This is a genomic window from Vogesella margarita (assembly GCF_028548475.1).
GTDB lineage: Bacteria > Pseudomonadota > Gammaproteobacteria > Burkholderiales > Chromobacteriaceae > Vogesella > Vogesella margarita.
The window spans coordinates 98,883-111,571 of the sequence record NZ_JAQQLE010000012.1 but is presented as its reverse complement, the minus strand read 5'-3'; the positions used below and the strand labels follow the sequence as shown (position 1 = coordinate 111,571).

The 12,689-nt window shown below is 64.3% G+C and carries 10 protein-coding genes and 1 pseudogene; 4 read left to right on the top strand and 7 right to left on the bottom strand.

Going from position 1 to position 12,689, the window contains the following annotated elements; all coding sequences use genetic code 11:
- Positions 1 to 30: 30 nt before the first annotated feature.
- From narH to PQU96_RS13290, 4 genes are all read left to right on the top strand, one after another.
- Positions 31 to 1,581: a nitrate reductase subunit beta gene (gene narH, locus PQU96_RS13305; RefSeq protein ID WP_272772891.1), complete on the top strand. Its 1,551-nt coding sequence runs from the start codon at positions 31 to 33 to the stop codon at positions 1,579 to 1,581.
- 2 nt (positions 1,582 to 1,583) lie between these two features.
- Positions 1,584 to 2,246 (top strand): nitrate reductase molybdenum cofactor assembly chaperone, encoded by a 663-nt coding sequence (gene narJ, locus PQU96_RS13300; protein WP_272772890.1) that lies wholly within the window; start codon positions 1,584 to 1,586, stop codon positions 2,244 to 2,246.
- A 57-nt stretch (positions 2,247 to 2,303) separates the two neighbouring features.
- Positions 2,304 to 2,990 carry a respiratory nitrate reductase subunit gamma gene (gene narI, locus PQU96_RS13295; RefSeq protein ID WP_272772889.1) on the top strand — a complete coding sequence of 229 codons (687 nt, stop codon included), beginning with the start codon at positions 2,304 to 2,306 and terminating at the stop codon, positions 2,988 to 2,990.
- A 251-nt stretch (positions 2,991 to 3,241) separates the two neighbouring features.
- Complete coding sequence (locus tag PQU96_RS13290; protein WP_272772888.1) at positions 3,242 to 5,227, top strand: methyl-accepting chemotaxis protein; 1,986 nt, start codon at positions 3,242 to 3,244, stop codon at positions 5,225 to 5,227.
- An 86-nt stretch (positions 5,228 to 5,313) separates the two neighbouring features.
- Here PQU96_RS13290 and PQU96_RS13285 read toward each other — a convergent pair whose 3' ends face one another.
- From PQU96_RS13285 to merA, 7 genes and pseudogenes are all read right to left on the bottom strand, one after another.
- Positions 5,314 to 6,243 carry a CysB family HTH-type transcriptional regulator gene (locus PQU96_RS13285; RefSeq protein ID WP_272772887.1) on the bottom strand — a complete coding sequence of 310 codons (930 nt, stop codon included), beginning with the start codon at positions 6,241 to 6,243 and terminating at the stop codon, positions 5,314 to 5,316.
- On the bottom strand, positions 6,240 to 7,316 hold the full coding sequence (locus tag PQU96_RS13280; protein ID WP_272772886.1) for a sulfate/molybdate ABC transporter ATP-binding protein: 1,077 nt from the start codon (positions 7,314 to 7,316) through the stop codon (positions 6,240 to 6,242). The genes PQU96_RS13285 and PQU96_RS13280 overlap by 4 nt, the downstream gene beginning before the upstream one ends.
- Before the next feature lie 78 nt (positions 7,317 to 7,394).
- Positions 7,395 to 8,276 carry a sulfate ABC transporter permease subunit CysW gene (gene cysW, locus PQU96_RS13275; protein WP_272772885.1) on the bottom strand — a complete coding sequence of 294 codons (882 nt, stop codon included), beginning with the start codon at positions 8,274 to 8,276 and terminating at the stop codon, positions 7,395 to 7,397.
- Positions 8,276 to 9,115 (bottom strand): sulfate ABC transporter permease subunit CysT, encoded by an 840-nt coding sequence (cysT, locus tag PQU96_RS13270; RefSeq protein WP_120809933.1) that lies wholly within the window; start codon positions 9,113 to 9,115, stop codon positions 8,276 to 8,278. Before cysT ends, cysW begins: the two co-directional genes overlap by 1 nt.
- A 269-nt stretch (positions 9,116 to 9,384) precedes the next feature.
- The gene (locus PQU96_RS13265) at positions 9,385 to 9,882 is read right to left on the bottom strand and encodes a hypothetical protein (protein ID WP_272772884.1); all 498 of its coding nucleotides are present in this window, start codon (positions 9,880 to 9,882) and stop codon (positions 9,385 to 9,387) included.
- Positions 9,860 to 10,732 (bottom strand): annotated as a pseudogene (locus PQU96_RS13260) (sulfate ABC transporter substrate-binding protein); the annotation flags it as partial. The pseudogene PQU96_RS13260 and the gene PQU96_RS13265, both read right to left, overlap by 23 nt.
- 256 nt (positions 10,733 to 10,988) lie before the next feature.
- A complete protein-coding gene (merA, locus tag PQU96_RS13255; protein ID WP_272772883.1) occupies positions 10,989 to 12,674 on the bottom strand; it encodes a mercury(II) reductase in 1,686 nt (561 codons plus the stop codon).
- Positions 12,675 to 12,689: the final 15 nt, after the last annotated feature.

Sequence of the window (12,689 nt, the reverse complement as noted above, 5' to 3'; positions counted from 1 at the left end):
CGAGCCTTCTGAGACATTAGGAGCAAGAACATGAAAATCCGTGCCCAAATCGGTATGGTGCTCAACCTCGACAAGTGCATCGGTTGCCATACCTGTTCGGTGACCTGCAAGAACGTGTGGACCAGCCGCGACGGTGTCGAATACGCGTGGTTCAACAACGTCGAGACCAAGCCCGGCATCGGTTATCCCAAGGAATGGGAAAACCAGGAAAAATGGCAGGGCGGCTGGGTGCGCAAGCCCAACGGCAAGCTGGAGCCGCGCCAGGGCGGCCGGCTGAAGATCCTGGCCAACATCTTCGCCAACCCGAACCTGCCGTCCATCGACGAGTACTACGAGCCGTTCACCTACGACTACGAGCACCTGCAGAACGCGCCGGAAATGCAGACGCCGCCGACCGCGCGTCCGGTGTCGGTGCTCACCGGCAAGAAGATGGACAAGATCGAGTGGGGTCCGAACTGGGAAGACGACCTGGGCGGCGAATTCAGCAAGCGCGCCAAGGATGCGCTGTTCGAAGGCATCCAGAAGGAGATGTACTCGGCTTTCGAGAACACCTTCATGATGTACCTGCCGCGCCTGTGCGAACACTGCCTGAACCCGGCCTGCGTCGCCAGCTGCCCGTCCGGCTCCATCTACAAGCGTGAAGACGACGGTATCGTGCTGATCGACCAGGACAAGTGCCGCGGCTGGCGCATGTGCGTGTCCGGCTGCCCGTACAAGAAGATCTACTACAACTGGACCACCGGCAAGGCAGAGAAGTGCATCTTCTGCTACCCGCGTATCGAGGCCGGCCAGCCGACCGTGTGCTCCGAAACCTGCGTTGGCCGCATCCGCTACCTGGGTGTGCTGCTGTACGACGCCGACAAGATCGAAGCCGCTGCCAGCGTGGAAGATCCGAAGAGCCTGTACGAAGCGCAACTGGGCGTGTTCCTGGACCCGAACGCACCGGAGATCATTGCCGAGGCGCGCAAGCAGGGCATTCCGGAAGCCTGGCTCACCGCCGCACAGAAGTCGCCGGTGTACAAGATGGCCATGGAGTGGAAAGTAGCCTTCCCGCTGCACCCGGAATACCGCACGCTGCCGATGGTGTGGTACATCCCGCCGCTGTCGCCGATCCAGTCAGCACTGGAAAACGGCCTGATCGGTGAGAACGGCATCATTCCGGACGTGAAGGACCTGCGCATCCCGATCAAGTACCTGGCCAACCTGCTGACCGCCGGCAAGGAAGAGCCGGTCGTGAAAGCGCTGGAAACCATGGTCGCCATGCGTCGCTACATGCGCAGCAAGAGCGTGGACAAGGTGACCAACCCGGCCACCCTGAAAGGCACCCACCTCTCCGGCCCGCAAGTGGAAGAGATGTACCAGGTGATGGCGATCGCCAACTACGAAGATCGTTTCGTGATCCCGTCCAGCCACAAGGAGATGGTGGAAAACACCTTCGACGACAAGGCCAGCTGCGGCTTCACCTTCGGTAACGGCTGCTCCGGCGGCACGTCCGAGCCTAGCCTGTTCGGCAAGAAGAAGGCATCGCCGATTGTGTTCCACGACATGCGCCGCGACCGCAAGGCCAACGCAGGAGAGTGATCATGTACAACCCGATGATCTATCGCGCACTGGCAGCCCTGCTGGGCTACCCGCAGCAGGAGCTGATCGACGCGCTGCCGGAAATCCGCGAGGTTCTGGCCGGCGACGAGCAAGTGGCCCGTGGCGTGGAGCCGCTGCTGCAAAGGTTGGCCGCAGGCGAGCTGATCGAGCTGCAGCAGGACTACGTGCAGGTGTTCGACCGCAGTCCGTCGCACTCGCTGCACCTGTTCGAGCACATCCACGGTGAGGACCGCGCCCGCGGTCAGGCCATGGTGGACCTGATCGAGGAATACAAGGCACACGGTTTCGAGCCGGTCAGCGAAGAGCTGCCGGACTACGTGCCGCTGTTCCTTGAGTTCCTGTCGCTGTGCGAGGCGGAGGAGGCCAATCGTCTGCTGGGGGATGCGGTGCACGTGCTGGCGCACGTGGCCGGCAAGCTGGCCGACAGCGGTAGCGACTACGCCGGCGTGCTGCAGGCGCTGGTCTGGCTGTCGCCGGTGGCACCGGAGCCCCTGTCCGTGCCGCCGATCCGCGACATGGACGAGGCGCTGGAGACCTTCGGCCCCGGCATCGACGGCGTGGAACCGCTGCTGAAGCCGACTCTGCCGCAGATCGCTCCGGTCAATTTCTATCCCAAGGGTAGCGGCCCGACCGCCTGCCATTAATCCGCTGACGGTCCGGGTGGGCGCTGGCGCCCGCCCGTTGGCCGCAAGGAGAAAGACATGGACTACTTGCATCAATTCGTATTCGGGATCTACCCGTACATCGCCCTGGCGATCTTCATCCTGGGCAGCCTGGCGCGCTTCGAGCGCGAGCAATACAGCTGGAAGAGCGAATCCAGTCAGATGCTGCATCGCGGCAGCCTGCGCCTGGGTAACATCCTGTTCCACATCGGCATCATCGGCCTGTTCTTCGGCCACGCCGTCGGTCTCTTGACGCCGGTGGCAGTGTGGGACGCGCTGGGCGTGACGCACAGCTTCAAGCAGGTGTTCGCGATGACCGCCGGCGGCATCATGGGTACGCTGTGCCTGATCGGCGTGCTGCTGCTCTTGCATCGCCGCTTCTCCAACGACCGCCTGTCTGCCAACACCACCTGGCGCGACAAGCTGGTGCTGCTGTGGATCCTGGCCACGCTGCTCCTGGGTCTGTCCACCATCGTCGTGTCCGCGCAGCATCTGGACGGTCACGAAATGGTGCTACTGATGACCTGGGCACAGCACGTCGTTACCTTCCGTGGCGACGCGGCGCAGTTCATCGTGGCGGCTTCGCCGGTGTTCAAGGCGCACCTGTTCATGGGCATGAGCCTGTTCGTGATCTTCCCGTTCACCCGTTTGGTGCACGTGTGGAGCGGTTTTGGTGCGGTGAGCTACCTCGGCCGCAGCTGGCAGCTGGTTCGGCCGCGTCATTAACAAGCATGGTTGTTGAAAAAAGGCCTGATTTCCCAATCAGGCCTTTTTTGTGCTTAATCAACGCGGCTGTTGCGACGCACTGCAATACTGGCGGCGAATCGAGCCGATCCTGAGGTTGCAGTGCAGCATGTTGACTGCACAATCAATCGTCGATGCACTATGCTTGGTGCTTATACAAAATAAAACATGACCGATCGCAACGGTTTTTGAACACGCCTGACAAGATTTCTCTACCCACCGGAGTCCACGCCATGCTTTCCCGCCTCAGTATTGGTCACAAGCTGATCCTGCTAGTCCTGCCGTTCGGTCTGATGACCTTCTTCCTGGCCTCGACGCTGTCGCTGCAGCGCTACAGCTTCCTCGGCGACATGCAGCAGGCCAAACACCTGGTCTCGGTATCGACGCTGGCCTCGACGCTGGTGGACACGCTGCAGGCCGAGCGCGGCCTGAGCAACGGCTACCTGAACGGGCAGGGCGCATTGCCAGCCACGCTGACCGAGGCACGCGCCAAGGCCGACGCCGCGCTGCAGGCGCTGGAAAGTACCGCCACGACCCTGCCGGAGGACGAAGTCAAGCAGCGAGTCATGACCGTGGCCGGTGGTGTGCGCGGCCTGCTGGGGCAGCGCGGTGCCATTGACGGCCGCAGCCTGGCGGCACCGGCCGCCTTTGCCGCCTACAGCCAGCAGATCGAGGCGCAGATCGCGCTGGTTTCCAGCCTCGCCACCGCGTCCGACGAGGGTGACGTCATCCGCTTCAGCACCGCCTTGTCCAACCTGCTGTGCACCAAGGAATACGCCGGTCGCGAGCGCGGCTTCGTCAACGGCGCACTGGCCGCTGGCGGTCTGACCCAGGCCAGCCTCGGCCAGGCCATCGGCCTGCAGGCACGCCAGGACGGCTGCGCCGGGCAGCTGCTGCTGCTGGTCCCGCCGGAACTGGCACAGTCGCTGCAGCCCTTCCTGCAATCCGATGCCGCCGCCACCCTGAAACAGCTGCGTGCCAGCATCTACGGCGCGGAGCCGGGCACACCGCCGAGCGTGACGCCGGAACAATGGTTTGCCGCCACCTCGGCGCAGATCGCCCAGCTGAAAACTGCGCAGGAAAAGCTGCTGCAGCAGCTGGATGACGTGGTGGCACGGAATATCGACGAAGCCTGGCAGAGCCTGATGATCACCCTCGGTGGCACCCTGCTGCTGTCGCTGCTGCTGCTGATCGGCGGCCTGGCGGTGTACCGCAGCATCCGCAAGCCGGTGATGCACCTGGAACAGATGATGACCAGCATGAGCCACAATCTCGACCTTGCACCACGCGCGAGACTGGAAGGCGACGACGAGATCGCGCGCATGGGCCGTGCCTTCGACGAGCTGGTCGATGCCTTTGCCGGCACCCTGAAGGTGGTGAAGAGCAATGCCCACAGCCTGATGAGCGCCGCCGAGGCGCTGCAGACGGTGTCGGCCCGCGCCGCCTCCGCCGCGGAAGCACAAAGCGAATCGTCGACCCAGATCGCGGCGGCGGTCGAGGAAATGACCGTCGGCATCGCCTCGGTGCGCGACAACACCCACGACAACCTGACCGTGGCGCAACAGATGCAGCAAGGCGTCAACGCCGGCCGCGAACGGATGCAGGAAACCACCCAGGCGATGCAGCACACCGCCGGTTCGCTGGACAGTGCCGGCGAGGTGATCGTCAGCCTGGCCGACAAGTCGCAGAGCATCCGCCAGATCATCACCGCGATCCGCGACATCGCCGACCAGACCAACCTGCTGGCGCTGAACGCGGCGATCGAAGCCGCCCGCGCCGGGGAGATGGGCCGCGGCTTTGCCGTGGTCGCCGATGAGGTGCGCAAGCTGGCGGAACGCACCGGCAAGGAAACCGTGGAAATCACCCAGCTGATCGAGGTGATCACCAACGAGACCGCCAACGCCGCCGGCCAGATGCGCACCGCGCGCACGCGCATGGAAAGCGGCCTCGACCTGGTGCAGGCCACCTTGCAGGATCTCGACGGCATTCACGACGAGGCCAACCAGACCGCGGCCAAGAGCCAGGATACCGCCGCCGCGATGCAGCAGCAGGCCGCGGCCAGCAATGAAGTCGCCGTCAATATCAGCCGCATCGCCTCGCTGGCCGAAGACAATGCGTTGATCGTCGACGAGGCAGCGACGCTGTCGGCACAACTGAACCAGACCGCGACCGAACTGGTGGCGCAGGTAGACCGCTTCAAGCACACCTCGCAAGCCTGAACCGCGGCTTTCGCCCGGCAATGACAATGCGGCCAACCTTGAGAAAGGTTGGCCGCATTGTTTTGGGCGCGGGGTACGGGCGGTCGCTAGTCCTGCGCCACCGGCGACAGCGCACGGCGCACGGTGTCTTCGTCCAGCGCGGCCGAGCACAGCTCGATGAAGCGGTAGGCGTAGCTGCGCAGGTAGTGGCCGCGGCGGATGGCGACGCGCGTGGTCTGGTGGCCGAACAGCGGCGCGCCTTCCACCACCTTGACCTGCGTATCGCGCTGCGGGTCCACCGCCATCGAGGCGATGATGCCCACACCCAGCTCCAGCTCGACATAGGTCTTGATCACGTCGGCGTCCAGTGCCGCCATCACGATGTCCGGCGCCAGTGCCGCATCGGCAAAGGCGCGGTCGATCTGCGCGCGGCCGGTAAAGCCGTGGTGGTAGGTGACGATCGGGTAGTCGGCCAGCGTTTCCAGCGTCAGCGGCTGCTGGTGCAGCGGGTGCGCCGGCGGCGCGATCACCGCGTGGTGCCAGCTGTAGTAGGGGAAGGACACCAGTTCCGGCACCTCGGCCACCGCCTCGGTGGCGATGCCGATGTCGGCCTCGCCGGCCAGCAGCAACCGTACCAGCTCGTCCGGGCTGGCCTGATGCAGCACCAGATGCACCTTGGGGAAGGATTTCTTGAACGCAGTCACCACCTTGGGCAGCGCGTAGCGCGCCTGGGTGTGGGTGGTGGCGATGGTGAGCTGGCCTTCGTCGCGCTGGCTGAACTGCTCCGCCAGCCGCTTGATGTTGCCAGCGTCCAGCAGCATGCGTTCGACGATGGTCAGCAGCTCCTTGCCGGGGTCGGTCAGGCCGAGAAAGCGCTTGCCCTTGCGCACGAACAGCTCCACGCCCAGCTCGTCCTCCAGATCCTTGATGTGCTTGGACACGCCGGACTGCGAGGTGAACAGCGCGTTGGCGACCTCGGTCAGGTTGAAGTTCTGTCTTACCGTCTCGCGGATGATGCGTAATTGCTGGAAGTTCATGCGGCACCTGCTGTTTCGGGGTTGGCGAACACGCGCACGCTGCGCGGTTGCAGGCGTACCGGTTCGCCGGTGATCAGGCTGCCGGCCAGCGGGTGGCTGGCGGGCAGTTCGACATCGAAATGCTGGCCGGCCACGTCGTCGCGGCCTTCCAGCTCTACGCGGGTCAGCGCACCCAGCGTCAGCACGCGGCTGACGCGTGCCGGAATACCGTGACCGAACTCCTGGCGCACGATGTCCAGCTCGTGCGGGCGCACGAAGGCGATCACCTCGCCGTGCTGGACATGCTGCCCGGTGGTGAGGGTGGCCTTGCCGATGGCGATGCCGCCAGCACTGCTTTGCCCCTCGAAGCGGTTGGCCGCACCCAGAAAACCGTACACGAAAGGCGTCGCCGGCTGCTGGTAGACCTCGGCCGGGCTGCCGATCTGCTCGACGCGACCGTGGTTCATCAGCACCACGCGGTCGGCTACTTCCAGCGCTTCCTCCTGATCGTGGGTCACGAAGATGGAGGTGATGTGCAACTCGTCATGCAGGCGGCGCAGCCAGCGGCGCAATTCCTTGCGCACCTTGGCGTCCAGCGCGCCGAACGGCTCGTCCAAGAGCAGCACGCGCGGCTCCACCGCCAGCGCGCGGGCCAAGGCGATGCGCTGGCGCTGGCCGCCGGACAGCTGCGCGGGGAAGCGGTCGGCCAGCCAGTCCAGCTGCACCAGTTGCAGCAGCTCGTGCACCTTGCGCTTGATCTCCGCCTCGGACGGGCGGATGCCGCGCGGCTTCATGCGCAGGCCGAAGGCGACGTTGTCGAATACCGTCATGTGGCGGAACAGCGCGTAGTGCTGGAACACGAAGCCGACCTGGCGTTCGCGCACGTGGGTGTCGGAGGCATCGTCACCGTCCAGCAGCACGCGGCCGCTGTCGGCCTGCTCCAGCCCGGCGATGACGCGCAGCAGCGTGGTCTTGCCGCAGCCGGACGGGCCGAGCAGCGCCACCAGCTCGCCACTGGGAAAGTCCAGCGTCAGGTTGTCCAGCGCAATGAAATCGCCGAAAGCCTTGTGAATGTTCTGTACCTGGATGCTCATCTTGTGTCTCCGTGGCCGCATCATGCGCGGCCCGTTCAAATTGGGGCAAGGTTGGCCGCAACGGCCAGCCTGTTGCGATCAGTCATGCGCCTGCGCGGCGCGCCATTCGATCCAGCTCTTCACCGCCAGCGTCACCAGTGCCAGCAGCGCCAGCAGGCTGGCCACGGCGAAGGCAGCGGCGAACTGGTACTCGTTGTAGAGAATCTCCACGTGCAGCGGCAGGGTGTTGGTCTCGCCGCGGATATGGCCGGACACCACCGACACCGCGCCGAATTCGCCCATCGCCCGCGCATTGCTGAGGATCACGCCGTACAGCAGTGCCCAGCGCACGTTCGGCAGCGTCACGTGCCAGAACACCTGCCAGCCGCGCGCGCCCAGCACCACCGCGGCTTCTTCTTCCTCGCGCCCCTGCGCCTGCAACAGCGGAATCAGCTCACGGGCGACAAAGGGCACGGTGACGAACACGGTGGCCAGCACGATGCCCGGCACCGCGAAGATCACCTTGATGTCGTGTTCCAGCAGCCAGGGGCCGATCCAGCCGTGGCTGCTGAATACCAGCACGTAGATCAGGCCGGCGACCACCGGCGACACCGAAAACGGCAGGTCGATCAGCGTGATCAACAGCTGCTTGCCGCGGAAATCGAAGCGGGTGATCGCCCACGCCGCCGCCACGCCGAACACCAGGTTCAGCGGCACCGAGATCAGCGCCGCCAGCAGCGTCAGCGTTACCGCCGACAGCGCGTCCGGCTCCACCAGCGCGTCGAGATAGGTGTGCCAGCCCTTGGCCAGCGCCTCGACAAACACCACCGCCAGCGGCAGCAGCAGGAAGATGGCGAAGAAAGTCAGTGCGGCGCCGAGGATGGTGACCTTCACCCAGCGCGCCTCGCGGGTGGCCTGACGGTTTTCCAGCAGTGCGGCGCGGTCGTGCTGGGCATACAGATTGGCAGTGATGGCGGCCATTATTCGCTCCTCCCGTTACGGCGTGCCTGCCACGCCTGCAAACCGTTGATGGCCAGCAGCAGCAGGAAAGACGCCACCAGCATCACGCTGGCAATGGCGGTGGCGCCGGCGTAGTCGTACTGTTCCAGCTTGCTGATGATCATCAGCGGGGTGATTTCCGACACCATCGGGATGTTGCCGGCGATGAAGATCACCGAGCCGTACTCGCCGACCGCACGGGCAAAGGCCAGCGCGAAGCCGGTCATCAGCGCCGGTTGCAGCACCGGCAGGATCACGTGACGGAAGGTCTGCCAGCGGTGCGCGCCAAGGCTGGTGGCGGCTTCTTCCAGCTCGGTTTCCAGGTCTTCCAGCACCGGCTGCACCGTGCGCACCACGAAGGGCAGGCCGATGAAGACCAGTGCTACCAGCACGCCCAGCGGCCCGAACGCCACCTTGATGCCCAGCGGCTCCAGGTATTGCCCCAGCCAGCCGTTGCCCGCGTACAGCGCGGTCAGCGCGATACCGGCCACCGCGGTGGGCAGCGCGAACGGCAGGTCTACCAGCGCATCGACCAGCTTCTTGCCGGGAAAGCGGTAACGCACCAGCGACCACGCCAGCAGCAGGCCGAACACGGTATTGATGGCGGCGGCCAGCAGTGCCATGCCGAAACTGAGCTGGTAGGAAGCCAGCACGCGCGGCGCGGTCACTGCGTCCCAGAACGCTTCCAGGCTCAGGCTGCTGGCGCGGATGAACACCGCCGCCAGCGGAATCAGCACCACCAGCGACAGATAGGTCAGGGTGAAGCCCAGCGACAGGCCGAAGCCGGGTAACACGCGGGGCAAGGTCGGCGCTTTGGTCATGGAGCACCTCCGTCATGGGTAGTAGGCATCGCGACATCCTGTTTTTATATAACTGCAAACAGGATATTGCCGACGGCCTTATTCCGAAAATAAGGAATTCTTCGTTGCTTATTCACCAAGCGAAAAAGCCGGCAGCGAGGATGGAGGGCGAGCGGGCAAACCTGCCGCGCCGGCGGGTGGCGGCCACCGCGCGCGTGTCGTCAGGAAAAGCAGATCGGGAGAGGGCGGAAACGGTCGCGCCAGCGGTCGGGTGCCAGGCGGCGCGCAGGCTACAGATTGCCTTGCGGCCAACCTTCCACCTGCCGGCGCAGCTGTTGCAGCAGCAGGCGCAACTCGCCGAGTGCGGCGTCGTCTTCGCCGCGCAGGGTGTGCAGCCGGCTGCCCCAGCGGCTGGCAAAGGCGACGGTGCTGGTCAGTCGCGGCCAGTGCGCCTGCGGCGGGTGGCAGACGGTGAGGCTGGGGAAGGGCAGCGGCGCGGCGGCGGCCAGATCGCCGCTGGGGGACAGCAGCAGCGCGCCGAGGGTGCGTTGCGGATGGCGCGCCAGCACCGTCAGTGCCGGCAGGCACAGCTCACCGGCGGCCAGCAGCAGCACGCTCTTGCCGTGGCTGTGTAGCCATTCGTCCAGCTCGGCCGGCCGCGCCAGTAGCAGCGCGTTCTGCTGGTGCCCGAGCCGCAGCAGGGTGTGGCCGTCCGCCTCGCGGGCGTCGGCCAGCACCAGCAGCGTGCTCAGCGTGGCAGCAGGCTCAGCGGGCAATGATCTGGTCAAAGATCGCTCCATCGGCGAAGTGGGTCTTCTGGGCTTTTGTCCAGCCGCCGAACACCTGGTCGATGGTGAACAGCTTCACCGGTTTTGACTGTCCAGGGCTGAACTTGTCGGCGTACTTGGCGGCCACCTTGGCGTCACGCGGGCGGTAGTAGTTGGCCGCGGCCAGCTCCTGGCCTTGCGGACTGTACAGGTATTGCAGGTAGGCCTCGGCCACCTTGCGCGTGCCCTTCTTGTCCACCACCTTGTCCACCACGCTCACCGGCGGTTCGGCCAGGATGGACAGCGACGGGGTCACGATATCAAACTTGTCCGGGCCCAGTTCCTTGGTGGCGAGGTAGGCTTCGTTCTCCCACGACAGCAGCACGTCACCGATGCCGCGCTGGGTGAAGCTCACCAGCGAACCGCGGGCGCCGGAATCCAGCACCTTCACGTTCTGGTAGATCTTCTTCACGAAGTCCTTGGCCTTGGCATCGTTACCGCCCGGCTGCTTCAGCGCGTAGCCCCAGGCTGCCAGGTAGTTCCAGCGTGCGCCACCGGAGGTTTTCGGGTTCGGCGTCACCACCTCCACGCCCGGCTTGGTCAGGTCGTTCCAGTCCTTGATTGCTTTCGGATTGCCCTTGCGCACCAGGAACACGATGGTGGAGGTGTACGGCGACGCGTTGTTCGGCAGGCGCTTCTGCCAGTTGGCAGGGATCAGCTTGGCTTCGGTGTGCAGTGCGTCGACGTCGTAGGCTAGCGCCAGCGTCACGACGTCGGCTTCCAGGCCGTCGATCACACCACGCGCCTGCTTGCCGGAGCCGCCGTGCGACTGCTTGATGGTGACGGTTTCACCGGTCTTGCCCTTCCGGTAATATTAATAGTAAAAAACACAATAGTTGCAATATTTGTATTTATTTCATGTGGTTATAGGTGTGGCACCATAGATTTATAGCTTGTCCCTGGCTTCGAAGTATTCGCTGACCTATGGTGCTCGGGAGATTAGATCATTGTCGTTAGGCGATCATGGTCTGCTTTTGTTGATCATGTACTTCTTGGTGGTGGGCAAAATTTTTATCGTCATTGGGCTGTTCCGCCTCTTGTAGGCAATCCTGCCCTATGAGATGCGGCTATCCCGCACAGCACGACAACTGCTTCACATCCTTCGTGAAAGTCTGGGCGCAGAGTTTGAGCCCCTCTACCATTGTCAGGTAAGGGAATAGTTGGTCAGCCAGCTCCTGTACGGTCAGCCGCGCCCGAATTGCTAGGGCTGCGGTCTGAATGAGCTCGCCAGCTTCCGGGGTCACCGCCTGTACACCGATCAGCCGCCCACTGCCGGCTTCAGCCACCAGCTTGATGAATCCGCGCGTGTCGAAGTTGGCGAGCGCACGCGGCACGTTATCGAGTGTGAGCAGGCGGCTGTCGGACTCGATGCCGTCGTGGTGTGCATCGACCTCGCTGTAGCCCACGGTCGCCACTTGCGGATCGGTGAACACCACGGCCGGCATCGCAGTTAGGTCGAGGGCCACATCTCCGCCCGTCATGTTGATCGCGGCACGGGTGCCGGCCGCTGCCGCCACATAGACGAACTGAGGCTGGTCGGTGCAGTCGCCTGCCGCATAGATGTTCGGGCTACTCGTGCGCATTCCCTTGTCGATAACGATGGCACCCTGCGCGTTGACGACAACACCCGCGGCTTCCAATGCCAGGCTGTGCGTGTTTGGTGCCCGGCCGGTGGCGATCAGCAGCTTGTCGGCGCGTAGTTCGCCGTGCGCGGTGGTCAGCACGTACTCGCCGTCCACATGAGCGACCTGGCTGGCTTGCGTGTGCTCCAGCACCTCGATGCCCTCGGCGCGGAACGCGGCCGTGACGGCCTCGCCGATGACCGGGTCTTCCCGGAAAAACAAGGTGCTGCGCGCCAGGATCGTCACCTGGCTGCCCAGCCGGGCAAAGGCTTGCGCCAGTTCCAGCGCCACTACTGATGAGCCGATCACGGCCAAGCGTTTGGGAATGGTGTCGCTGACCAGGGCCTCGGTCGAAGTCCAGTAGGGTGACTCTTTCAAGCCCGGAATTGGAGGCACAGCCGGGCTGGCACCCGTGGCGACCAGGCAGCGGTCGAACATCACAACGCGCTCGCTACCATCGTTCAAACGAACGACAAGGCTCTGGTCGTCCTTGAAATGCGCCTCACCGTGCAGGACGGTTATGGCCGGATTGCCGTCCAGGATGCCTTCGTACTTGGCATGGCGAAGTTCATCGACGCGGGCCTGCTGCTGGGCCAGTAGTTTGCTGCGGTCAGTCGCAGGCACAGTCGCCGCGATACCGCTGTCGAATGGACTTTCCCGGCGCAGATGGGCGATGTGGGCGGCGCGAATCATGATCTTGGATGGCACACAGCCGATATTGACGCAGGTGCCGCCGACGGTGCCGCGCTCGATCAGCGTGACGTGCGCGCCTTGCTCGACGGCCTTTAGCGCCGCCGCCATCGCGGCCCCACCGCTACCAATAACAGCTACCTGCAACGGGCGTTCGTTGCCACCGGGCTTATCGGCGGCACCCGTCCAGCCGCGTATCTTGTCGAGCAGTCCGGCGCGGTTGTCCGCCGGTGGAGCATCGGAAAGCGTTGCCTTGTAGCCCAGTCCGGCCACGGCGGCAGTCAGCGCATCCGGTAACGTGCTCGGTTCGATGGCGAGTTGCGCCGTACCCTTCGCATAGGACACAAACGCCGACTGCACACCGGGCACTCTTTCCAACGCTTCCTTGACATGTTCTGCGCACGAGTCGCAGGTCATGCCGGTGATTTTTAGATGGGTCATGCGACAGATCCTTTA

Bases quoted from the DNA above. Each gene is read 5' to 3' on its own strand.
- cysT (WP_120809933.1), bottom strand. From the start codon at position 9,115: ATGACCAAAGCGCCGACCTTGCCCCGCGTGTTACCCGGCTTCGGCCTG.
- PQU96_RS13285 (WP_272772887.1), bottom strand. From the start codon at position 6,243: ATGAACTTCCAGCAATTACGCATCATCCGCGAGACGGTAAGACAGAAC.
- narJ (WP_272772890.1), top strand. From the start codon at position 1,584: ATGTACAACCCGATGATCTATCGCGCACTGGCAGCCCTGCTGGGCTAC.
- merA (WP_272772883.1), bottom strand. From the start codon at position 12,674: ATGACCCATCTAAAAATCACCGGCATGACCTGCGACTCGTGCGCAGAA.
- PQU96_RS13280 (WP_272772886.1), bottom strand. From the start codon at position 7,316: ATGAGCATCCAGGTACAGAACATTCACAAGGCTTTCGGCGATTTCATT.
- narI (WP_272772889.1), top strand. From the start codon at position 2,304: ATGGACTACTTGCATCAATTCGTATTCGGGATCTACCCGTACATCGCC.
- PQU96_RS13290 (WP_272772888.1), top strand. From the start codon at position 3,242: ATGCTTTCCCGCCTCAGTATTGGTCACAAGCTGATCCTGCTAGTCCTG.
- narH (WP_272772891.1), top strand. From the start codon at position 31: ATGAAAATCCGTGCCCAAATCGGTATGGTGCTCAACCTCGACAAGTGC.
- cysW (WP_272772885.1), bottom strand. From the start codon at position 8,276: ATGGCCGCCATCACTGCCAATCTGTATGCCCAGCACGACCGCGCCGCA.